This window comes from Labilibaculum antarcticum (assembly GCF_002356295.1).
Classification (GTDB): Bacteria; Bacteroidota; Bacteroidia; order Bacteroidales; family Marinifilaceae; genus Labilibaculum; species Labilibaculum antarcticum.
The window spans coordinates 3,642,005-3,665,099 of record NZ_AP018042.1; the positions used below are offsets into that span (position 1 = coordinate 3,642,005).

16 protein-coding genes and 2 tRNA genes are annotated in these 23,095 nt (G+C 36.8%); 11 read left to right on the plus strand and 7 right to left on the minus strand.

Features of this window, described 5'->3' with window-relative positions; translation table 11 throughout:
* Positions 1 to 3 precede the first annotated feature (3 nt).
* Genes ALGA_RS14410 through ALGA_RS14435 form a run of 6 tightly spaced genes read left to right on the plus strand, consistent with a single transcriptional unit; the run spans position 4 to position 8,130 of the window.
* Positions 4 to 1,965: an arylsulfatase gene (locus ALGA_RS14410; RefSeq protein ID WP_096430164.1), complete on the plus strand. Its 1,962-nt coding sequence runs from the start codon at positions 4 to 6 to the stop codon at positions 1,963 to 1,965.
* A gap of 13 nt (positions 1,966 to 1,978) precedes the next feature.
* Entirely contained in the window at positions 1,979 to 3,376 is a 1,398-nt protein-coding gene (locus tag ALGA_RS14415) for an alpha-L-fucosidase (protein WP_096430166.1), read from the plus strand.
* 10 nt (positions 3,377 to 3,386) lie between these two features.
* The gene (locus ALGA_RS14420) at positions 3,387 to 4,946 is read left to right on the plus strand and encodes a sulfatase-like hydrolase/transferase (protein WP_096430168.1); all 1,560 of its coding nucleotides are present in this window, start codon (positions 3,387 to 3,389) and stop codon (positions 4,944 to 4,946) included.
* Positions 4,897 to 5,103, plus strand: coding sequence for an alpha-L-fucosidase C-terminal domain-containing protein (locus tag ALGA_RS23630; RefSeq protein WP_162845448.1), 207 nt, complete (start codon positions 4,897 to 4,899; stop codon positions 5,101 to 5,103). Before ALGA_RS14420 ends, ALGA_RS23630 begins: the two co-directional genes overlap by 50 nt.
* Positions 5,104 to 5,111: 8 nt before the next feature.
* Positions 5,112 to 6,548: a glycoside hydrolase family 28 protein gene (locus ALGA_RS14430; RefSeq protein ID WP_096433647.1), complete on the plus strand. Its 1,437-nt coding sequence runs from the start codon at positions 5,112 to 5,114 to the stop codon at positions 6,546 to 6,548.
* 19 nt (positions 6,549 to 6,567) lie between these two features.
* Positions 6,568 to 8,130 (plus strand): sulfatase-like hydrolase/transferase, encoded by a 1,563-nt coding sequence (locus ALGA_RS14435; protein ID WP_197705568.1) that lies wholly within the window; start codon positions 6,568 to 6,570, stop codon positions 8,128 to 8,130.
* A 60-nt stretch (positions 8,131 to 8,190) separates the two neighbouring features.
* On the opposite strand, the gene ALGA_RS14440 is transcribed toward ALGA_RS14435, so the two are convergent.
* Positions 8,191 to 9,363, minus strand: coding sequence for an MFS transporter (locus tag ALGA_RS14440; RefSeq protein ID WP_197705569.1), 1,173 nt, complete (start codon positions 9,361 to 9,363; stop codon positions 8,191 to 8,193).
* A gap of 307 nt (positions 9,364 to 9,670) precedes the next feature.
* Between ALGA_RS14440 and ALGA_RS14445 the strand changes: the two genes are divergently transcribed.
* From ALGA_RS14445 to ALGA_RS14460, 4 genes are all read left to right on the plus strand, one after another.
* Positions 9,671 to 11,485: an aconitase/3-isopropylmalate dehydratase large subunit family protein gene (locus tag ALGA_RS14445; RefSeq protein ID WP_197705570.1), complete on the plus strand. Its 1,815-nt coding sequence runs from the start codon at positions 9,671 to 9,673 to the stop codon at positions 11,483 to 11,485.
* Between the two features lie 120 nt (positions 11,486 to 11,605).
* The gene (locus ALGA_RS14450) at positions 11,606 to 13,387 is read left to right on the plus strand and encodes an aconitase/3-isopropylmalate dehydratase large subunit family protein (protein ID WP_162845449.1); all 1,782 of its coding nucleotides are present in this window, start codon (positions 11,606 to 11,608) and stop codon (positions 13,385 to 13,387) included.
* A 101-nt stretch (positions 13,388 to 13,488) separates the two neighbouring features.
* Positions 13,489 to 13,563, plus strand: a tRNA-Arg gene (locus ALGA_RS14455).
* 48 nt (positions 13,564 to 13,611) lie between these two features.
* A tRNA-Arg gene (locus ALGA_RS14460) sits at positions 13,612 to 13,686 on the plus strand.
* A gap of 1,038 nt (positions 13,687 to 14,724) precedes the next feature.
* On the opposite strand, the gene ALGA_RS14465 is transcribed toward ALGA_RS14460, so the two are convergent.
* The gene (locus ALGA_RS14465) at positions 14,725 to 15,105 is read right to left on the minus strand and encodes a hypothetical protein (RefSeq protein WP_096430172.1); all 381 of its coding nucleotides are present in this window, start codon (positions 15,103 to 15,105) and stop codon (positions 14,725 to 14,727) included.
* A 692-nt stretch (positions 15,106 to 15,797) separates the two neighbouring features.
* On the opposite strand from ALGA_RS14465, the gene ALGA_RS14470 reads away from it, so the two are divergent.
* On the plus strand, positions 15,798 to 16,094 hold the full coding sequence (locus tag ALGA_RS14470) for a tyrosine-type recombinase/integrase (protein ID WP_262496503.1): 297 nt from the start codon (positions 15,798 to 15,800) through the stop codon (positions 16,092 to 16,094).
* Positions 16,095 to 16,856: 762 nt separating this feature from the next.
* On the opposite strand, the gene ALGA_RS14480 is transcribed toward ALGA_RS14470, so the two are convergent.
* From ALGA_RS14480 to ALGA_RS14500, 5 genes are all read right to left on the minus strand, one after another.
* Positions 16,857 to 17,495 carry a hypothetical protein gene (locus ALGA_RS14480; RefSeq protein ID WP_145957639.1) on the minus strand — a complete coding sequence of 213 codons (639 nt, stop codon included), beginning with the start codon at positions 17,493 to 17,495 and terminating at the stop codon, positions 16,857 to 16,859.
* 657 nt (positions 17,496 to 18,152) lie between these two features.
* The gene (locus ALGA_RS14485) at positions 18,153 to 18,488 is read right to left on the minus strand and encodes a hypothetical protein (protein WP_145957640.1); all 336 of its coding nucleotides are present in this window, start codon (positions 18,486 to 18,488) and stop codon (positions 18,153 to 18,155) included.
* 6 nt (positions 18,489 to 18,494) lie between these two features.
* Positions 18,495 to 19,226 (minus strand): ZIP family metal transporter, encoded by a 732-nt coding sequence (locus tag ALGA_RS14490; RefSeq protein WP_096430180.1) that lies wholly within the window; start codon positions 19,224 to 19,226, stop codon positions 18,495 to 18,497.
* A gap of 357 nt (positions 19,227 to 19,583) precedes the next feature.
* Complete coding sequence (locus ALGA_RS14495) at positions 19,584 to 20,018, minus strand: RrF2 family transcriptional regulator (RefSeq protein ID WP_096430182.1); 435 nt, start codon at positions 20,016 to 20,018, stop codon at positions 19,584 to 19,586.
* 533 nt (positions 20,019 to 20,551) lie between these two features.
* Positions 20,552 to 22,798, minus strand: a complete 2,247-nt coding sequence (locus ALGA_RS14500; RefSeq protein WP_096430184.1) for a nitric-oxide reductase large subunit — start codon at positions 22,796 to 22,798, stop codon at positions 20,552 to 20,554.
* Positions 22,799 to 23,095: the final 297 nt, after the last annotated feature.

The following is a 23,095-nucleotide window of genomic DNA, read 5'->3' on the forward strand; positions in this document are numbered from 1 at the left end:
ACCATGCTCTTTTCAAAACAGATTCTTATATGTCTAGGTCTATTTACAGCAATTGCCGTAAATGCTCAAACTGATCGTGTTGAGGCTGAAAGGCCAAACTTTGTTGTGATTTTTGCGGATGACTTGGGCTATTCAGATTTGGGTTGTTATGGAGGTGAAATTAAAACTCCAAACATCGACTGTTTGGCATATAATGGATTGAGGTTTTCCAATTTTATGACAGGTTCAAAATGCGCTCCTTCAAGAGCTTCCTTATTAACTGGCTTATATCCAATCGAAACTGGCTGTGTGGGACCTCCTACACAAATGGAAAATGGAATTACCATTGCCGAATTACTAAAACGAGCTGGATACAGAACATTGATGTCTGGAAAATGGCATGCAAAAGAGAATCCTGTGAAGCGTGGTTTCGATCATTTCTTTGGAGTGACTAATGGTGCTTTTAACTATTTTAAACCTGGACTGAAGCAAATATATATGGAAGATGAAAAAATATTTTCACCATATAAACCTGAAAATAAGGATCAGTTTTATACTACAGATGCTTTTACGGATAAAGCTGTCAAATACTTAGATGATTATAAAAATGATGATGATCCATTTTTCTTGTATGTCGCCTACAATGCTCCGCACTGGCCACTTCAGGCTTGGCCTGAAGATATAGAGAAATACAAAGGGAAGTATTTAAAAGGATGGGATCAAATTCGGAATGAAAGGTATGAGCGACAAAAAGAGATGGGGATTGTTCCAAAAGAATGGTCGCTGCCAATGCGAGATACACTCGTACAGGCATGGGAAGATTACCAAAATAAGGATGCCGCTGATTTAACGATGGCGACCTATGCCGCAATGATAGATCGCCTGGATCAGAATGTGGGACGCATATTGGCAAAGCTGAAAGAAACCGGAAAGGATAAAAATACAATTGTAATTTTTTTATCGGACAATGGTGCTTGCGCTGAAGGACACATGTGGGATGGAAAGGATGCCAAAACAAAACCCGGAGGAAAAACTTCACAAGCTAAACTTGGCGTTGAATGGGCACATGCATCTAATACGCCATTTCGGAAATACAAACGTTCAACATTTAATGGCGGTCAATTGAGTCCATTTATTATTTATTGGCCTGAACATATCTCTGATAAAGGGAAGATTGTAAGTGATAAAGGAAACATAGCCGACCTGATGCCTACATTCGCGGAACTTGCAGGAATCAAATATCCGGAAGGGGAAGTTTTAAAAGTAAAAGATGAATCTTCTCTTAAATCAGAATGGATAATTCAACCACTTTCGGGCAAGAGCTTGCTTCCGATAATTAGAAATACCGATAGAACACAACGCGAGCATTTCTTCGGTTATTTTCAAGGAGCTAGAATGATGATCTCGGATGATTGGAAAATTGTTTCGGATGGTGGAGATGCTGCAATACTTCATTTATACAATTATCCATGGGAATTGTACGATTTAAAGAACGATGGAACGGAAACGAAAGATTTAGCAGGTGAATATCCCAATAGGGTAGATTCTTTGGATAGAATTTATCGAAACTGGATTGATGAGACGGATCATCTTACAGGAATAAAACAGCACGAATATTTTCAACCTCGTTACACAAAAGAACAAAGGGAGGTAGCAACGAAAATGGAATCAGATTCCATATTGAAGAAACTTCTTGAAGACAGACGAAGCATTGGTTTATCTATTGTAGAAATTCTCAAGCAACAACATGTAAAAATGAAAACGACTTTAGGGATGGAAAAAACACCAATGTCTTATTTTGGGTTTGTTGAAAGTGGTCGTAAATACAAAGACTCCAATAAGGAATTAGCAAGCCTTTATTCAGATTGGGATAAAAATAAAAAGCTTTCTCGTCAACACTGTACAAATGCTGGATCAATATGTCTGGAAGTTTGGAATATTCAGGAACGAATTCGAGTAAAAACATCATCTATTGAAGTAAACTAAATAGTAGCTCAAAATGAAAAAGATCACAATCCCCGTATTATTACTAATGGTAGCTGTGCTAATTTCTTGCAGTCAGAAGACAACTGAAAAAAAGCAGAAAAGCTTTGAAAACAATTGGGCATCGCTTCGAAATCATCAAACGCCGGAATGGTTAGCTGATGCAAAGTTTGGAATTTATTGCCACTGGGGAATTCAAACGCTTTCTTACCAAAAAGAAAACGAGAATCTCTCGAAGGATGAATTGATTCCCTTGTTTAAAGGTGAAAAATTCGATGGTGATGAATGGGCTAAAATGTTTGAAACAGCTGGGGCAAAGTTTGGCGGTGTTATTGGTTGGCACGGAAGTGATTACAAGCATTGGGATAGTCAGTATTCAGATTATAATTCTTTTAAAATGAGTCCTCATATTGATATTGTTGGCGAGGTATCAAAGGCTGTAAAGAAACGAGGCATGAAATTTTTAGTTTCTTATCATTCTATTAAAGATGCTGATTGGATTGATTATGCAAAAGAGGGAGTTGATAAGTATGATCCGGATATTTTTTGGGTAGATGCGAGTTTTGGAGGAACCAAAGGTGCGAATCATGAAAAAACCTTACGGAAATCGAAATACATTGGAGAATCAGAGAAGCCAAGTCAAGTTTTTAATGAGAAATATCAGCGTAGCTTTATTACCTATTTTTATAACAAAGCAATAGAACGCGAGAAGGCAGTTGAGTTCGTGTATAAATCGAATGATATTCCACCCTGTGTTGGAATGCGCGATTTTGAAAACGGCATTCTAAACGAAACATCATATGATGTTTGGATGACGGATATGGATATGAGCCTTCCTCCTGATTGGGCTACTCATGGTTGGTTTTATCGGGAAGGTGTACCTCTTCGATCGGCAAATACAATGGTTGATATGTTGATGGATGTAGTCAGTAAAAATGGGGTTTTACTTTTGAATATTCCTCCATTGGCGGATGGAAGCTTTCCTAAAGAAGTAAGAGATAATCTCACAAAAATGGGCGATTGGTTGAAGAAGAATGGCGAAGCCGTTTACAATACATCTCCTTGGTTTATTTATGGGGAAGGACCAACTGAAATTCCTGAAGGAAATTATACTTTTCATCACAACAATCACTTTGGACAGATTTCATATTCGAAAGAGGATATCCGATTTACGGTAAATGGTGATTATTTATATGCAACATGTTTGGGTAAACCCGATGGAAACTTAATGATTAAAGCATTGAATTCGGCATTTAAACTTCGTAAAGGTGATATCCGTTCTGTAGAGCATTTGGGATCAGGGAAATCGGTAGAATTCGATCATAACGAAAAGGGTTTAGACTTAAAACTCGATAATATTGCTCTGGACGAGATGGCTAATGCCTTTAAAATTGAACTGAATTTTGATTTGTAATATCTAATAAATGAGACAATTGAAAGTATATTTTTTTGTGGCCTTATTCCTTGCGATCCATCTGTGCAGTAATGCTGGGAATAAGAAGCGGCCTAATGTTTTATTTGCGATAAGCGATGATCAAACATTTGCTCACACTGGTTTTGCCGGATGCACTTTTGTAAATACACCTGCCTTTGATAGAATAGCTGGCGAGGGAATCTATTTTTCCAATTGTTACGCTGGTTCACCAGGCTGTGCTCCGTCACGTAGTTCGATCGTCACAGGTCGATATCCGTGGCAAAATGAGCAATCTGGGCAACACGCTTCATCCTGGATGAAAAAGTATGTGCCTTTTGTGGATGAATTAGCTGATAACGGTTATGCTGTTGGCCGAACAGGAAAAGGAGTTGATCCTTTTCGGTATGCTCTGAGTGCAAAAGATTCGCTTTGGCGAGTGGGTAATGCCGGAGGAACTCTGCATAGTGAGATTTCTTACGATGAATCTGATGACGAGCGTTTTGCAACCGGCATAAAAAACATGAACTATTTCGAAGATTTCAAATATTTTTTGGATTCGGTGAGGCAGGATAAACCTTTTTTCTTTTGGTATGGAGCCAAAGAACCACATCGAGGGTATGAAAAGGGATCTTGGAAGCAGAGAGGCAAAAAACTAACGGATGTTCAAGTGCCTAAGTTTTTGCCTGATAATGAAATAATTCGTGGGGATTTGTTGGATTATGCGGTTGAAATTGAATGGTTTGATCTGCATTTGCAACGCATGTTAGAACATCTGGAAAAGATTGGAGAATTGGAAAATACCATTGTGATTGTAACCTCTGATAATGGAATGCCATTTCCTAGAGCGAAAGCAAATTGTTATGAATATGGTGCTCATGTCCCGTTGGCCATTCGTTATCCGAAAGACTTTCCAGGGAATCGGGTTGTGAATGCTCCTGCAAGCTTTATCAACCTTGCACCTACCATTTTGGAGATGTGCCAAACCGATGCCAAAAACATGCAGGCAATAACGGGTAAAAGCATGGTGAAACTGTTAGAAAACAAGAGAAAGGCGAATGAAAATACCGCTGTGTTTTCTGGAAGAGAACGTCATACATCAGCACGTTATCAAAATTGGGGTTACCCTCAAAGAGTGATTCGAAAAGGGGATTACTTATTGGTTTGGAATGTAAAACCCGAACGTTGGCCTGCTGGAGCTCCACAAACCTACGATACTAAGGATACGACTCAATTGAAGGAAATGTATCAGGGAACTGTTTTTGCAGATATCGATGGATCACCTTCAAAATCATTTTTATTGAATGAAATTGCAAGTGGTGAGACAAATTCATTTTTCAGATTGGCTTGTGAGAAACGTGATGAATTTGAATTGTTTGACCTTTCAGTAGATGAATCGAGCGTTTTGAATATTATCGATAACGAGGCTAATAAAGAAATTGCCGATCAATTAAAAAGAGAACTCATCCGCGAATTGGTTCGGACAAATGATCCTCGGGTAGTTGGCCCGGACAAGGAGATTTTTGACAGCTACAAACGCTATAGTAAGATTAGGAAATTTCCCAGACCGTAATAATAGAAGTAAAAATGTAATCCTGATCGGTTCTGATGAAAAGATTGAATGGGAGCAAACAGGAGGGGAGCTAACAGTTACTTTTCCAAAGGAAAAACCTTGCGATTTTGCTTATTGTTTGAAAATTAAGAGAAAAAAAATATTGAAAATTAAATAAGAATGAAAATGTTCAAAAATAAATTGCAAGGCTTTAGTATTGTGGGAGTTGTTTTGATTGTGTTGTTGATAGGATGCACAAAAAAAACGGTTTGGGATATCCGCGATTTTGGCGCTGTTAATGATAATACAACGATTAACACCTCTTTTATTCAGAATGCCATTGACGAATGCAGTAAAGCTGGCGGAGGTATAGTTTTGATTAGTGATGGAAAGTATATTTCAGGAACCATTCTTCTGAAGGATAATGTCAACTTGAAAATTGCAGAAGGGGCTCAACTGTTAGGGAGTGCAAATCCAAAGGATTATCAAACCATTGATCCTTTTACCGATGCAGTAGGACAACAACGAGGGAAATGTTTGGTTGGTGCTTTAAACGCCAAGAATATTGCAATTAGCGGCAAGGGAATTATTGATGGTAGAGGTCATCTTTTCAAGACTGCTGAGTTGGCTAAAACAATGAAAAAAATGGGTGTAGACAAAAGCAGATTGAAGGAGTTTGCAAATAATCGTCCCTTTTTGGTTCGTTTTGTTAAATCTTCACGAATTACGGTTACTGAGATTTTCTTAAGACAATCAGCAGCCTGGACTCTTCATTTATTTCAATGCGAGCAAATTAAAATTGATGGCATTGATATATACAACCATGCTCATAAAAATAATGATGGAATCGATATGGACTCAAGCAAGGATGCAGTAATTACAAATTGTAATATAGATACTGGTGATGATGCAATCTGCTTTAAAACAACCAGTCCGATTGCGACCGAAAATATTACAGTTAGCGATTGTCGTTTGAAAAGTGATTGGGGAACCATCAAGTTTGGAACCGAATCCATGGGCGATTTTCGCAATATCACGATAAAAAATTGTTACATCCACGAGACTCGCGGTGGCGGAATTAAAATTTTAAGTGTAGATGGTTCTAATATCAGTAATATTAGAATTGACAGTATTCAGATGGAGAAAGTGGATATGCCAATTTTTATTCGATTGGGTGAACGACTTCGTACCTATCGCGATGCTCCAAAGCAAAAGGTTGGAAGCATTACGGATGTGTTTATCAGTAATGTGGATGCTACCACATGGAATTTGGAAGAATCGAGAGTTTCTCCTCCTTCGGGAATTTTAATGACAGGCACAGCAAACCATAAAATTGGAACTGTGAAATTGGAGAATATTCATATTCATTTGCCTGGTGGCGGATTAAAGGAACACAGCCAGGTGATTGTGCCTGAGGCTGAAACGAAGTATCCTGAATTTAGTTTTTTTGGTGTGCTTCCTAGTTATGGTATCATGGGGCGCCACATCCAATCTCTTCAAGCAAAAAATCTACAAATAAATATAGAAACAAAAGATTTTAGAAAGCCTGTGTTGATGGAAGATGTGGTAAATCAGGATGTGGAAAATGTCAAAATTAATGGTGAAAAGTATCAAATTCAATAACAGAATAAATAGAAAACTTATGTGTTGTAAATTGAAAAGTATCAGTGCTTTGCTTCTAGTAATGAGCTTGTTTGTGTTTTCGAATGCGAAACTTGTTGCTGCAAAGAAGACCAAAAAACAAAATGTATTACTCATTTTTACTGATGATCATCGGTATTCGGGTGTTCATGCATTGGGAAAACAAGATGTGAAAACACCAAATATTGATGCTTTGGCTGATAATGGGATTGTATTCACAAATACTTATTTGATGGGCGCTTTTTCTGGAGCGACCTGTATGCCAAGTCGTGCCATGTTACTGACTGGGCGTCAGTTGTTCAGGTTAAAAGGTCAAGGACGCGAGATTCCTGAAGATCAAACTACAATTGGCGAGACATTTAAACAGGCTGGTTACAATACCAACATGGTTGGGAAATGGCATCAGGATACCAAATCCTTGGTACGATCGTTCGATTCCGGTTCTACAGTTATGGGAATTGGTGTTTACCTAACTGATCACTATCGTATGCCTCTGTGGGATTGGGATAAGGAAGGAACTTTCGACAAAAAAGATGCTTACTTGTTGGAGTATGATGAAAATGGGAAAACGGTTCGCCGGGCAATCACTAAAGATGATAAAAGAGGCCCAATAGGTACCGAGAAAACAGCACCACATACTTCCGAAATTTTTGCTGATAACGCGATAAACTACATCAAGGATTATAAGGAGAAAGATCCATTCTTTATGTATTTGGCTTTTCATGCGCCACACGATCCTCGTCAGGCACCCAAAAAATATCGCGATATGTATCCAGCTGACAGCATTCAGTTGACTCCGTCGTATATGCCTCAACACCCATTTGATAACGGCCACATGGTTTTACGCGATGAAGCATTGGCTCCATGGCCAAGAACAGCAGAGATTGCACGTCAGCAATTGGCAGATTATTATGCGATTATTACCCATTTGGATGCTCAGATTGGACGCGTAATTGCGTCACTGAAAGAAAGCGGACAATATGAGAATACATTAATTGTTTTTGCAGGAGATAGTGGATTGGCTGTTGGTTGTCATGGTTTAATGGGAAAACAAAGTGTTTACGATGAGGATGGCATTCATGTTCCGTTTATAATTTCAGGTGCTAATGTGGCCGATAAAGGGAAACGAATTGATGCTCTAAGTTATACGTTCGATATTTTTCCAACTATTTGTGATCTAACAGGTTTGTCCATTCCTGAATCTGTTGATGGCAAAAGTTTAGTGCCGGTTATTAAGGAAGAAAAAGAGCAAATCAGAGATTATACCTACCATGCATACCGTCAGCATCAAAGAGCTTATCGTAAAGGAGATTACAAGCTGATTGAGTTTGTACGAGCTAAAGATTACGATAGAAAGTCAAAAAGCGAGATTGTATCGGGTTCAAGAGTTACGCTATTGTTCAATTACAAGAAGGATCCTTGGGAAACAACTAACTTGGCTTTTCTGCCAGAATACAAAGAAGTGTTGGAAGGAATGCAGAAAGAAATGAAAGAAAAGGCTGTTGAATTAGGCGATTATAAAGAACACGTTGATTATGCCTATGATTTTTGGGATTTTTATTAATCAAGACATTGAATAACTGAAAGCTGCGCTTGATCTTTTTGTAGATTGAGCGCAGTTTTTTTATTTCTCCACTTTTATCATAAAAAACACACTAATTCCACCCAGTACAAAGAAGATTCCACCCGCCAGCATCAAAGCAGATGAAAGGTTGAAATGATCGGTGTACCAACCCAAAAATGGACCAATAATGGCAAAACAAATTCGAATGATAAAATTTCGAACGGAAAGAACCGTTGCCCTCATTTCCGATTCTGTAATTTGATTGATGTAATTTTTTAAAACAGGAGTTGCAATTCCACGCACAAAATAGAAAAAGAAAAGTACGCCAACGCCAATCAAAGAATTAAACCATCCCGTTAAAATAAAGCCAGCCGATACTCCTATCACAATAAAAATTGAAGTTCCTTTTTTTCCAAAAAAGCCTTCCACTTTATGTGCCGAAAGGGCTGTAATGCCAACCGTTAGGTTCAAAAGCGTCCAGATTACACCAATGGTACTAACTTCCATATCTAAATCACGCAAGTAAGGCTGAATAAACCATGCCAGTGTTAGTGTTGCGCATCCAATTACAGAGGACAACACAATGTTCCAACGTAATTTGGCATTGTCCCAAAGCGAGAATTTCACAATACTTAGAATATGATTAAATCCAACTTTTAATTTTATGGAATTCTGATTAGGATCGACTAATAGGATGGAAGCAGGAATGGCTATGAATGCAATAAATGATTGGAAGATGAAGGGTGTTCGTAAGCTAATTAAAGCCAAACTACCTCCTGCAATTCCTGCTAGAGCTTCAGCGAAATTTCCAACAGACATCACTCTGCTTTCCTGCTTTAGATATTCCTTTTCCTTACCCATTTTCAAAAGACTATCATATAGCATTGCAGAATCGGAACCAGATATAAAACTACTGCCAATTCCAAGTATTAATTCGGCGATTAGAAAGCCCGAGAAACCAGAGCTGAAAGAATAAACAACAAAACCCAAACAACCTAGAATCGAACCTAAAATCAATGATTTTTTTCTGCCCCAAACATCGGCAATGTATCCCGAAGGAATTTCCAAGGCTACCACTGCCACAGAATAAATCCCCTTTAAAGTAAGCACATCCTGCATGCTCAAACCATTCTCCTGATAAAAAAGAACAATAATGGGCATGGTTAGCATGAACCACTTGGCAATTTTAATCAAATACAGTTTGGAAATATTTCCGGAAATTGATCTTGTCATCGCTTTCATTTGAGTTGCAAAGATACTCGCAGAATTGAATTAGAAAAGCCTTTCTTTGCGATTGTTTAGGCCTGTTTGAATTCTGGTGTGGGAAAGATTGAATGGCTTTAGTGTTCATATAGAGTATTATATGTCTTGATGCAACTCATATGTCCTTTTTTTTGGCATTCAATCAAGCTATTCGTAAATCTGAATAAAATGGTGATGGTGGCGAAGATATTTTGTGTAAATTAGAAGAAGTGGTGTTGGTTATGTGGGCTGTAGTATAATAGACGAGAGAGGTTATCAAATCTAAAACACTTGAACTATGGGAATGACATTAATCGAGAAGATTTTAGCAAATCACTCCAAAGAGAGTGTTGTAAAACCTGGCGATATTGTTGATATCGAAATTGACATTCGTGCTGCCCGCGATTTTGGTGGGGCCAATGTGGTTAAAAATATCCAGGAGCATAATTTGAAGATTGCCGATCCGAAAAAAACTTATTTTACATTTGATTGTAATCCGACTGGTTCGGATCAAAAATATGCTGTAAATCAGCAAATCTGCAGATTGTTTGCACGAGATAATGGTGTAAAAGTATTCGATATCAATATCGGTATTGGAACTCATGTCTTACTGGAACAAGGCCTTGCTTACTCAGGAATAACAGCTGTAACTACAGATTCTCATGCTAATATTTTGGGTGCTGTTGGAGCATTCGGACAAGGCATGGGCGATAAAGATATTGCAGCAGCCATTCACAATGGGAAAATTTGGTTCAAAGTTCCTAAAACCGTAAAAATAAATTTAAATGGAAAGCGTCCAGAGGGGATTTATGCCAAGGATATCGTTTTGGGCTTACTGAACCAGTTTGGTGCTAATTCATTACTCGGTTATTCAGTTGAAATTTATGGCGAGGAAGTAGATCATCTTACTCTTGATGAAAGAATCACAATTTCATCGATGGCGACGGAAATGGGATGCATCATCATTTTATTTACGCCTAATGAAGCCATTATGGAATACTCTGAGTATCGCAGTGGAAAGAAACTGGATGTGGTGCGAGCTGATTTTGATGCTGAGTACGATCAGGTGTTTGAAATAGATTTTGAAAAGTTTGTTCCCCGGGTTTCTTTGCCGGGCGAGCCTCATAATACCGTTCCGGTTAGAAAAGCCAAAGGGGTGAAGATCGATTCTGCTTTTATTGGAAGTTGCACCAACGGGCGAATGGAAGATTTTCGAATTGCTGCGGGTATCCTAAAAGGGAAAAAGGTGGCTCCGGGTGTCGTTTTTAAAATTGTTCCTGCAACCGATGAGATTTGGAATGAATGTTTAAAAGAAGGTATTATTAATATTTTTAAAGAAGCAGGAGCTATGGTTTCTAACGCCGGATGCGCCGGATGCGCTGCAGGTCAGGTTGGACAAAATGGAGTTGGGGAAGTGACCATTAGCACCGGGAATCGGAACTTTCCTGGCAAACAGGGGAAAGGCAAAGTTTATTTGGCTTCACCTGCTACAGTGGCCGCTTCGGCTATTGCCGGTTGCATTGTTCCACACGATGAAATTCCAGAGCTTCCCGTTACATTTGGTACCGGAAAAGCAAAACAAAAAGAGGTGGGTGCAATGGTTCATTCAGGTGCTGAGTTGCGCGATAAGCCTAAAAGAATTGAAGGGCGTGTGTGGTACATTCCAATTGATAATATCGATACAGATATGATTTTCCATAATCGCTATCTATCCATTACGGAGATGAAGGAGATGGGACAATATACTTTCGATAATTTGGAAGGATACGAAGAATTCGCACGAAAAGCCATGCCCGGAGATATTGTGATTACGCACAAAAATTTTGGAAGTGGTAGTTCTCGTCAACAGGCAGTTGATTGTTTTAAAGCATTGGGAATTCAAGCTATTGTTGCCGAATCTTACGGGGCAATTTACGAGCGGAATGCCATTAATGCAGCTTTTCCAATCGTGACTTGTAACGTGATTTCAAAACTGAATTTAACCGATGGAGATACGGTTCGTTTGAATTTAGAAACAGGTGAAATTACCAATATATCTAAAAACATCTCGGTACAGGGAGAACGTTTCTCTGAAGTTCAACTAGAGATTTATCAAAACGGTGGTTTGTTTTAGGAAATTTTACCACAAAGGAGACTCTAAATACTTCGCAAAATTACACAAAGGATTTTTTTTACTTTGTGTTCTTCGTGATATCCTTCGTTTACCTTAGTGGTTAAGAAATACATAACGATCATGCAAAATTTTACTTTCGTTGAAAAAGTATTGTGGGCAAAATGTGGAAGCATTGTTTTTAAAACTCCAGACATTGTCTTGACACACGACAATACAGTTAGTATCAAAAAGACATTTGAAAATATGGGTGGCGAAAAGGTGAAAAATCCTGATCAGCTATTGGTTGTATTGGATCACAATGCACCGCCAACCAACGCTAAATTAGCTACCGATTATCAAACGGTTCGGGAATTGGTGCAGGAGCAGGGAATCAAGAAATTTTACGATGCAGGCTCAGGTATCTGTCATCAAATCATGTCTTATCATGCCAAACCGGGAATGATAATCGTGGGTAGCGATAGCCATACTTGCACGGCAGGTGCATTTAATGCTCTGGCTGTGGGTATCGACCGTACTGAGGCTGCCGGATTGTGGAAAAGGAGCGAAACATGGTTTCGTGTGCCCGAGTCCATTAAAATCACTTTAAATGGACAATTGCCAGAAGGCGTTTATGCCAAAGATCTTTCTTTATGGATTATTGGAATGATTGGTTCGGCAGGGGCCAACTACATGTCTATTGAATATCATGGCGACGGAGTGAAGAATTTGTCCATTTCTGAGCGCATGACATTGGCAAATCTGGCTTCTGAAATGGGAGCCAAAAATGCCGTTTTTCCTCCCGATCAGGTTTTGGAAGCGTTTTATGGAGAGAAAGTAAAAGGCATTTGGGCGGATGAAGGAGCACGATATTTTAAAGAATACGAAATTGATTTAAGCGATCTAGTTCCACTGGTTGCCGCACCGCATCATGTCGATAACGTAAAAAGCATAGCCGAAGTAAAAGGCGTGAAGCTAAATCAGGGCTTAATAGGAACCTGTACCAACGGGCGATTGGAGGATTTGCGAATTGCAGCCAAGATATTAGATGGAAAACAAGTTGCTGCAGGATTTCAGTTGTTGGTGGCTCCAGCTTCCAAAGAAATTTATCTGGATGCGATAAAAGAGGGCATTATCACCAAATTGATGAAAGCCGGTGCTACCATTTTGGGTTCTTCCTGCGGTCCGTGTTTGGGTACCGGACAAGGAATTCCTGCTGATGGATTTACGGTGATCTCAACAGCAAACCGAAATTTTTTAGGTCGAATGGGCAATAAAAATGCTCAAATATATCTTGCTTCCCCAGCAACTGTTGCCTGTTCTGCACTTACGGGTGAAATAACAGATCCAAGAACAGATGCTTCCTATCAGATAAAATTTCCATTTCAAAAAGAACAAAATGCCACAATTCTGATTCAGGAATCGGACAATCGAAAATCAAATGGTGTTTGGGATTACTCCGATGTTGATCATTTAAACACCGACCAGATGTTTGCAGGAAACTTAACCTACGAAGTTTTGAGTTCCGATCCGGCAGGAATTCACCCCCATTTGTTCAAAGGATTTGATGATTCTTTTGCTGGTAGAGTGGAGGAAGGTGATATTTTGATTGGCGGGGAAAATTTTGGTTGCGGAAGTTCCCGCGAGCATCCGGCGGTTGGTTTGGCACATGCCGGTGTACGTGCTGTTGTCGTAAAATCGGTAAACCGGATATTTTATCGGTCAGCAATAAATCAGGGATTATTACTCATTGTAAGCAGAGAAATTGTCGGTTCTTACCAAAAAAATGATGTGCTTACGCTTGATTTTCAGGAAGGAGTCGTTCATATTGGCGAAAAACGATTCGAAATACCCGCTTTGCCCGATAAACTGCAACAAATAATTAAATCCAAAGGCCTTGTAAACTGGGTAAGAACTGTGATTTAAGCTCTTACTTGCTGGGAGGTGATTTTTACTGAAAAAAAACAAGGAAATACTTGTTTGGGAAGGCAATAAATCCCTATATTTGCATCGCCTTTTAAAGGAATGGTCCAGTAGCTCAGTTGGATTAGAGCAATAGCCTTCTAAGCTATAGGTCCCAGGTTCGAGCCCTGGCTGGATCACTCATTTTTTTAAAGGCAAAAGAAAAAAAAAAGAAAAAAAACAAGGACGGTCCAGTAGCTCAGTTGGATTAGAGCAATAGCCTTCTAAGCTATAGGTCCCAGGTTCGAGCCCTGGCTGGATCACTAAAAGGATAACAGAAATGTTATCCTTTTTTTGTGCCCTAATGTTCCTTATCACCTTCTGAAATCCTTCCCTCCAAGCCTGCCAATTACAAATTTATAGAAGCCGATGTCGCTGATTTGCAATCAGGGATTCATGAGTTTCGAATTTCCAATTCGATTGTAAAGGAAATACGGATTTAAAATCCTTAACTCCTTACCTGTAAATTACAAATTCACAAGAGCTGCTGTCCCTGATTTGCGAGTTAGGAATTTTTAATTCTATTTAAATTTAACCTTCCATTATATTTTACTTAAATAATTTTCTATTTCATGTTGAAATGTTAAATTTGTTTCTCAGTATGTTACAGTATGATAAAAAGAATAGAATACAATATTGAAAATGAAAAGTGATATGGATGCTCTCAGACAAAAAATGATAGAGCAAGATTAAAACAAAAAATAATTATTGTCATAGTTTAAGTCCCTCCAGAACTTATATTTGCGTAAGTATGTGTTTTTGAGCGTGTTGATGGTTTTTGTGAATATACACTAAGTCTACGCCCCGTTGGTTTTTAGGACGTTAATGTTCCGTGGGTGTGTCGTCGTGCCGCTTGTACTGCAGGTCTGTTGTTTATAGTTTTGATATTCAAATCTCACTTCTGCATCCAGCCGAGCCAAACCGCGGCATGCAATATGATCTGTTATTAAGAAGTACAGTATTCCAAAATTTGAGCAGTCATGTCATGTACAAAAGTTACTCCTAGGATAATGGCTATTTTTAAAGATCGATATTCTTTATACCTTGACTTTTAACCTGTAATCAGAAATCCTACCACAATGAAAATGACCCGAAGGCATAAGCATTGTATTTACAGAGATTAGTGGTATAAAATATATCTGGTATACGATATTTACTTTCATATTCCACATAGAAATTTTGATCAGAAAGGGCGGATAATCAACCGCCCTTTAGTATAAATTATTAATATAGAAACAAGTACTGTTACTAGCCTTTAATAGTCAGTATTTTGACATCCTAAATAAAAGACATATCAAAGGTTATTTAGTATATATCATTTTTACAATAAGTTTCCCATCTGGTGTCCAAAGCTTAGTCTCTCTCCAAAGACCAGATCCATACTTCTCTTTAACAGCTTTATCAGGTATATAACAATGTCCATCTGGAAGTATAAAAACAAGAGTTAGCATATGAGGTAATCCATCCTTAAACTGCGTCGTAGTTGAATTTTCTGTAGAAGGAATATTCAACATACCACCTTCACAGTCAGTAATATACAAATTCCAAGTTCCTTTGATAACTTCAACGACAACACCTTTCTCACCATTTGGCGGAGCTGATAATGCTGTGAATGGACTAAATAGGAAACTTAAAAACACCAATACAACAAAACCGCTAATAATTTTTGCTACCTTTTTCATGATAATTGAATTTTAGTTAAATATTAAATTAACTGATTAAAAACAATGCAATTGGTAGAATTTCAGAAAGTATAAGTTATAAACTTAAGACACCTAACACAAATATCATCACGTTATTAATCGCATTGTTTTTACAAACAACATGAAAGAGAATTGTAAAAATTTTGGATTGTTTTATCCCAAATACTGAATATAATTGATGTAACATCTTATATATTTCTTTAAGTATATCAGATTGTACATAACTAGTATAGTAATGGTTTTTGATAAAGTTTTTAACCACTACAACAAGGCCATTACAAAAGCTAAATAAACTTAAACAATAAATATTACATCTACAGAATAGATCATGGAAATTTTCACAAATTTATAATTTTGAATCATCCATTGGGTAGATTCTTTTTAACAGATAAATCGGGTTGTATAAAGCAGAATACATAACAGTAGAACTATTGTAAAGGGTACTTAAGAGGTATTTATCTAGCTAACCAGATAAAGAAATCAGAAAAGAACAAGATGTTTTTCAGGTAATAGTCCCAACAGAGCCCAACTTAAAACTTTCAACCTGTTTATTATTATTATTGTTTTACTGAATTTTTCCTTAGGTGAATATACCCTTATTTGTCCCCTGCATTAATAATTCATTGATTATTTTAGAAGCTTCGATTATTCTTTAGAAGAAAATTTAAATAATAAACCGCTACAACCTTGGTAAGCGATTACTACCCGTAAAAACGAACCAAAAGACTGATGAGTATTTAAAGGAAATTGTAACGCTCTGCGAGATTGAAGAAAACTTAACTTTTCATATGGCTCGACACACATTTGCAACCACAATTACCTTGAGTAATAATGTGCTGATTGAGACCGTTAGCAAAATGCTAGGACACTCCGATTTGAAAACGACCCAAATATACGCTAAGGTTGTTGATGAGAAAATGAAGAGCGATATGAATGCTCTCAGGCTAAGAATGATAGAACAGGTTTAAGAGTGTATTGTGAGAGTCAGTCTTACTTGAACAATAGTTCTGAGATTAAAGATGTTTTTTTTATGGGTACAATTTAAAAGGTTGTACTAATTTACTTCAATTAACTTTTGCGGATTAATGATAATCTCTAGGAAGCTTAAATGAAATTTAACGGGATCTCATTTCATAAGCTATGAAATCAATTATTGCATTTTGGGTTAGATTATTCGCCTTATAGCTAAATTAGTGATTTGGCAGTGCTTGCCTTTTTTTAACTAAGCCATTTCTATTGTACTTTATTAATTCTGTGATAAATTATTTGACTTCAAAATAGTATATGAATATCCTAATAGCTTTGCAAGTTAAAAATCAAATAATAGTGTAAATAGAATATAACTCGTAAGGGGCAGGTTTATTAATAAAAGATATAATAAATTTGCTTCTAGGAAATTCCCTATCCCTTTCGAGTAGATATATTCTAAAAGTTCATAGAACTTTTAGAATGGCAGGATGATACTTTATCTTCTTGCCATTCTAATAAAAATTATAACTTATTAATTGAGATATAATATTTCCTCATTAAGACATAAACAAGAATCAATCCTAAAAATGGAAATAGTATTAAGATTAGAGAGTATATTAATTTATGAGATACATCCATGGATGATTTCCATACTTTAATAAATGCATATGCATATATTACTATACAAAGAATAAGCATTAGTCCTATAAATAATTGAAATTTTCCTGGAATTCCTAAGAGTATCATAATTTTAAGTTTTATTACCAACAATGAGTCGCTTCATCTGCACCTTCAGAATCGATACAGTCTTTATACATTTTAAGAGTATGTGCGGTAGCGCATGTAAAAACACCAGCTTTAGTTGGTTTATCTGCACATTTCTTCAAGCCGTCAATAAATTCATCTGAAGTCATTTTTGTCTTATCTCCTGGAGTTTTGCTTCCTATTTCTTCATGCACATACTGTAAGGGAGTTAATCCCAAAACTATTAATTCATTGCTATACATTTTAGATAAATTGTCGTATAATTTTTTATCTATAATTGCATAATGTAAATTTCCTTCAAGATCTAAATTTAAAGTAATGTTCCCTTTTCCATATTTTTCAGATTCAAAAGATTCAGTAGTTTCTCCAGTAATAACAAATTCATCTTCCGAACATTCATACATCTGATTATTAAATAGAGTTACATTGTCACCATCTACGGATACACTAATAGTTTCTTTTTCCGGCTCTTCCATTTTATTTTCATCACAAGAGTAAAACGAAGCCACTACAAGTAATGAAGCTACAAAAAAATAATTTTTAAAATTCATAATGTTTAAATTAAAAGTTAGTAGTATCCCTTTATTCTCATTTATCAAAAAAGGTAACCCTAATAATATCATATTATAAAGCATAAGCTTGTGTTTTGTTATTTGATAATATATGTTTTCAAAAGATATGAAGCAAGTCAAGAAAATTCTTAGTTACACCATCTTTTTTTGATCTTGGCAAATTACATCACTTCAAGATATATTTTTCCCTTAAGAAGCATTTCAAAAATAAATGAATCTTACTTGCTAAGTATAAAAACAAAGTTGATAAAGTGGAGCTAACAAAAGGGGAAGTGCTTGTATATGAAAGAGATAAAGTATTTTAACTAGGCGAGGAGATGCATTTAAAGCTTTAAAATTTAAGGCTAAGTTCTAAAATAAATATGTGTTTTTTTTGCAAAAAGGAAAACTATGATTCCATCAGATTTTAGAGATTATTTTTTGAATAGCAATACCATTGTACAACAAGAAATTGTAAATGCCTTATTGTGAATATCTGCCTCTGAATCACAGCTAGAAGAAGATAAAGAACGAAAAGCAGTTACGTGTCCACATTGTAAATAATCTAATACACATCAATCATGATCTTCCCCACATCTTAAAGTATCTAATACTCATCAATAATCATTAGCTCTACATCACTAATTAGGAATACATGATTGATGGGGAAGGGATGACTGATGATGTGGAGGTGTTGAAATAGGATGTGGCGGATGTAGGGTATGATGTGGGTTCTTTAGCTTAAGATGTGGGGGTATCGGAATCGTGAGTGGACTTATCCATCTTGCAATTTTTTCGATATTCCTGTTGTTTTTCTCTCCTGTACTTGCTCGAGTAGGACTTGGCAATATCAGCATCATCACGAAAGGCGAATTGTCCGTACGAACGTATTTCATCAACACATTCTTTTAGTAAGGTAAATGCCTTATTTCGGATTGTTAATTGATCATCTTCAAAATACATTCGTCCGTTAATTTGGCCTCGAAGCGCAGCCATTCGTTCAGATTCTTCTGCTGCTCGATCGAGCAAAGAAAGATCGAAGTTGATCGCAAGCAAAAGTCTGTAAGACGCACTCAAGGATTTTTATATTAATCCTAATAAAACAACAAATAATACTCCAGTAATTAATGAAAAAATCGTTTTGTGATCAGTGTTTTTACAACATGAAGAGGGTATTATTTCATCTGCCGTTATGTAAATCATTAGTCCTGCGGTTGCACCAACAATAAATCCTATAAAATCATTTGAAATATATTGGTATAGTTGATTAGCAAATAAGAAACCTATAAGGATTGGTATCGCTGTTGTAGAAGAAACTAAGAATGATTTTAGTCTTTTTTTAGAGACTTGATAATAAGGTGCTGAAGTGCAAATCCCCTCAGGAATATTATGTACAGCTATTGCTAGAGCAACAGTTATGCTAACTTTAACTCCTGATACAGCACCAACTGCAATTGCCATGCCTTCAGGGAAATTATGTAAAAAAATTCCAATCAATAAATAAAATGCTGTTTTCTTAAGGCTTTTACCCTGTTTTTTCTGACTCAATCCAGGATGGATATGGGGAATGATTCTGTCTACCCCAAACATCAGTAATGAACCAGAAATAATTCCTCCCACTGCAACCCAAATAGAAGAAAAATGAATGCTTTCAGGAATTAACTCTAAAAAAGAAATGGCTAGCATTACTCCTCCTGCAAAAGCAAGCATGTTATATATAAATCTTTCTGAGGGTTTTATAAGAACTCCCAATAAAGATCCTAAAATTGGACCTAAAACAGAGATTACTACAATTACTAATAAAGAATTTTCCATGTCTACTTTTTTTTAAAATATTTACTGAAATAACTTCCTGAAAAACTCTCGCGCCGATTGGGCTGACGAAGGTGCTCTTGCAATTAGACATGTTATCTGCTGGCTTAATTTTCACTTTTCTTTTTGACCCAGAATTGATCGTTCCATTCTTATGCCATATTTTTTGAATGTTCCTTTTAATTTTTTCTGACGTCTTAAATAATCTTTTATATTATCGATGTTCCCTTAAAATTCTTTTGATTAACTTATTCTTACTGTCTTATTTTGGGAAAATAAAAGATTCCTCTAAAATCAAAATGTTGTTTTGTTCTTTCGTATTTATTTAGGACAAGTTTGTCCTACTTATTGTCAAAAAAATTATCGTTTCAAAAAAGCTATCCCCTTGTGCAATCCGTTCGCTAATTCTTCAATAGCAGTAGTTTTCAACATTACCTTCAAGTCGTCTCTGATGGCTTTGAATTGAAAATGGATAGGACAGGGTTTTCGCTCATTGCATTGCGGTAATCCAAGACCACATCCGTTGTATATTTTATCGCCATCAATAGCTTCTACAATATGAAAAAGCATGATTTTGGCTTGCATATCTTTAGGTATCTCATAACCTCCAGTTGATCCTTTTGATGAAACGATGATATTATTTTTAGCTAAAGACTGTAATATCTTAGCTGTAAATGCAAGGGGAGAATCAATGGCTTTGGCAATAGCCACCAAACTCACTCGTTCGCCTTTTTGCGATTGATGAGAAATATAAATGCTTGCTTTTATTCCGTATTCACACGCTTTCGAAAACATAAAATCTTTGTTTTTTTTACAAAGATAAGAGATTCTGAGTAATACCGGACAAAAATGTCCGAATTAAAAAAAGAGAAGATTGTTAGTTAATGATAATACCTGACCGAATAAGAAAATTGAGGAAGCGGATGTTGTTCTGACGAGCAAGATCAGATAAGCAGAAAAAAGCAAAATACGACCTTTCGATTTGCCATTTAATTTGGGGAATCGGAGGATAAAGATGTTGGAAATATCCATTGTTATTTACCAATGGGACAGAAATAAATATTAGCCCTCACATTTAAAAAAAAATATTGAAGGAAAACTTAACTGTTATAACTCCTAAAACGCTACCAAAACTATAAAATCTCGTTTTGAATTCACTTGATGATTTGGATAAAGGTGGTTTTGGAACAAGTTCCCCTAAGACATTGGTTCTCGGGGACAAGCTATCATATGAACTGATGGTCCACAATGAATACTAGGATAGCTTGTAAGTATATAACTATTGGCAATCCAATAGCTATATACATTCCAAACTAAAAACTTATACTTTATTTTTTATACGACCAACCAAACTTCAATCCGAATACGAAGTAGGTTAAGGTGATCGATCCAATTGCAAAAATGGTATCACCTATAGAGCGTAGCCATTTAAAAACAATCAGGTAATCTTGTTGCATGAATTCAGGAGAGCGGGCAAACCACATTCCTGTATCAACACTAGCTATTGTTTGTGCTAAGCCTACTGGTAATAAGCTGACAACTGACATAAGCATTAACCCAATATTTAATGACCAGAAAGAGAATTTGATGATTCCTTCCTGCCATTGCCCTGCTCTGGACAAACCTTTAACAACAAATAGTAGGAGTCCGATTCCCAACATACCATAAACACCAAACAGTGCAGTATGTGCATGTACTGCAGTCGTATTTAGTCCTTGCATATAGTAAAGGGCAATAGGAGGATTTATCATGAACCCGAATACGCCTGCTCCCAGCAGATTCCAAAATGATACTGAAATAAAAAAGTATATCGGCCATTTGTAATTAATGGTCCATTCTGTTGCTTGCATCACCCTGTAATTGTGAAACGCTTCATAACCCATAAATATCAAGGGTACTACTTCTAATGCGCTAAAAGTGGCACCAATAGCCAGAACAGACGTTGGAGTACCTGTAAAATACAGGTGATGAAAGGTTCCAAGAATTCCTCCAGTTAGGAATATAGTTGCAGAGGCCACACAAGCGAAAGTTGCCGTTTGAATGTTTAATATTTTCATTCTTACAAATAAGAACGCAATAACGACTGTAGCAAATACCTCAAAAAATCCTTCTACCCATAAATGAACTACCCACCATCTAAAATATTCAATAATGGATAGGTGAGTGTGTTGTCCCCAGGTTAAGCCAGCACCATACAATAAAGCAATGGCTACCGACGAAATAACGAAAAGAATCAAAAGATTTTTATCCTTTAAATTACGTTTTAAAGCTGGCCTTAATGCACGTACCATTAAAAGCAACCATAATAATAGACCCACGAAGAGATAAATTTGCCAGAATCTTCCCAGATCCACATATTCAAGACCTTGATGACCAAACCAAAAATTGGTTGTCAAATCAAGCATTTGCATAATTCCCAATAATTCCCCTATGAGTGATCCAACTACAATAGCCAATAACGAATAGAATAAGAAATTGACACCCAATTTTTGATATTTAGGTTCGACACCTGAAACAGCCGGAGCTATGTACAGCCCAGTAGCCAACCATGAGGTCGCAATCCAAAACAAAGCAATCTGAACGTGCCAAGTTCGGGTAACAGTATAAGGAAGAATCTCGGATAAAGGAATTCCGAAGAAAGCTTGGCCTTCAACTCCATAATGAGCAGTAATCACGCCTAATACCACTTGAGCTAAAATCAAGAGGGAAACAATCCAAAAATATTTTAAGGTTGCCTTCATTGAAGGCGTTGAACTCAATCCCATTAGTGGATCGACGGCAGGAAGATGGGCTTCATCAATCTCTTCTTCTCTGTTTTTAGCATGATAAAAGGCTAATACCCCGATTCCCATAAGTAACATTAATATACTGAAACCAGTCCATAAAATTAGGGTTCCTGCAGGAGTATTCCCTATTAGCTTTTCAGGAGGCCAGTTATTGGTATAGGTTATATCGGCTTCTGGCCTTTCTGTTACACATGCCCATGAGGTCCAAAAGAAAAAGGCATTCAATTGGTATAACTTTTCCTTACCTGTCAATGTATTTTTCTTCATTGCATACTGTTCTCGCAATGTCGTAAAATCAGGATCATCAGAAAAAAGACTAGAATAGTGGGCAATATTATCCTGAATGGCTTGTAATCGAACCGCAGAAATAGTTATTGCCCCAGAAGTTTCATCGTAAGTGTTTTCACGAATTTCATCTTGCAGTCTAGATTTTAAAACAGCTTGCTGTTCATTATTTAAATTTTCGAAATTACTTTCGTAATCTCGATTCGACCAAGTGTCTAAAATAAAAACAGCCTCTCGGTGGATCCAATCGGCATTCCAGTCAGGAGCAACATAAGCGCCATGTCCCCAGATGCTTCCGAGCTCCTGTCCACCAGTTGATAGCCAGATGCGCTGACCATCTTGTATATCCTCTTTGGTAAAAATAGTATTGCCATCAGCATCAACTACTTTTTCCGGTATGGGGGGTGCTTCTCTATATATTTCGACACCAAGATATCCCAATATGGCAAATGAAATAGTTACCACAAGGATAAAATAAATCCAGAGTCTTCTCATTTTTCCCATAGCTTCATTTTTTTAATGTGTTTATTGGAAATAAAACATAATATAATTATGTGGTTCTCTAAGGAGGTGCATTGCGTTTACTTTCTTTACATATCAAGCTTTCTTATAGGGATGATCTTCAGAGAATAATTAGTAGCCCAGTATTGAAATTGCGTTATCTTCTTCTATCAGTCCTTTTTAATATTCCCTGTATTTAATTGGTCCATTTTAAGAAATTCCCATTGTTTACTTTTTGTTGACACATTCTCCAAAGGCATTCTGTATTTGTAATAATCTATCTTTGTGTCTGATAATTAA

Excerpts from the sequence above, each read along its gene's own strand:
- ALGA_RS14495 (WP_096430182.1), bottom strand. The coding sequence starts at position 20,018 with ATGTTTTCGAAAGCGTGTGAATACGGAATAAAAGCAAGCATTTATATT.
- ALGA_RS14410 (WP_096430164.1), top strand. The coding sequence starts at position 4 with ATGCTCTTTTCAAAACAGATTCTTATATGTCTAGGTCTATTTACAGCA.
- ALGA_RS14435 (WP_197705568.1), top strand. The coding sequence starts at position 6,568 with ATGTGTTGTAAATTGAAAAGTATCAGTGCTTTGCTTCTAGTAATGAGC.
- ALGA_RS14450 (WP_162845449.1), top strand. The coding sequence starts at position 11,606 with ATGCAAAATTTTACTTTCGTTGAAAAAGTATTGTGGGCAAAATGTGGA.
- ALGA_RS14490 (WP_096430180.1), bottom strand. The coding sequence starts at position 19,226 with ATGGAAAATTCTTTATTAGTAATTGTAGTAATCTCTGTTTTAGGTCCA.
- ALGA_RS14415 (WP_096430166.1), top strand. The coding sequence starts at position 1,979 with ATGAAAAAGATCACAATCCCCGTATTATTACTAATGGTAGCTGTGCTA.
- ALGA_RS14445 (WP_197705570.1), top strand. The coding sequence starts at position 9,671 with ATGGGAATGACATTAATCGAGAAGATTTTAGCAAATCACTCCAAAGAG.
- ALGA_RS14440 (WP_197705569.1), bottom strand. The coding sequence starts at position 9,363 with ATGACAAGATCAATTTCCGGAAATATTTCCAAACTGTATTTGATTAAA.
- ALGA_RS14430 (WP_096433647.1), top strand. The coding sequence starts at position 5,112 with ATGTTCAAAAATAAATTGCAAGGCTTTAGTATTGTGGGAGTTGTTTTG.
- ALGA_RS14500 (WP_096430184.1), bottom strand. The coding sequence starts at position 22,798 with ATGGGAAAAATGAGAAGACTCTGGATTTATTTTATCCTTGTGGTAACT.
- ALGA_RS14420 (WP_096430168.1), top strand. The coding sequence starts at position 3,387 with ATGAGACAATTGAAAGTATATTTTTTTGTGGCCTTATTCCTTGCGATC.
- ALGA_RS14465 (WP_096430172.1), bottom strand. The coding sequence starts at position 15,105 with ATGAAAAAGGTAGCAAAAATTATTAGCGGTTTTGTTGTATTGGTGTTT.
- ALGA_RS14480 (WP_145957639.1), bottom strand. The coding sequence starts at position 17,495 with ATGCTTTATAATATGATATTATTAGGGTTACCTTTTTTGATAAATGAG.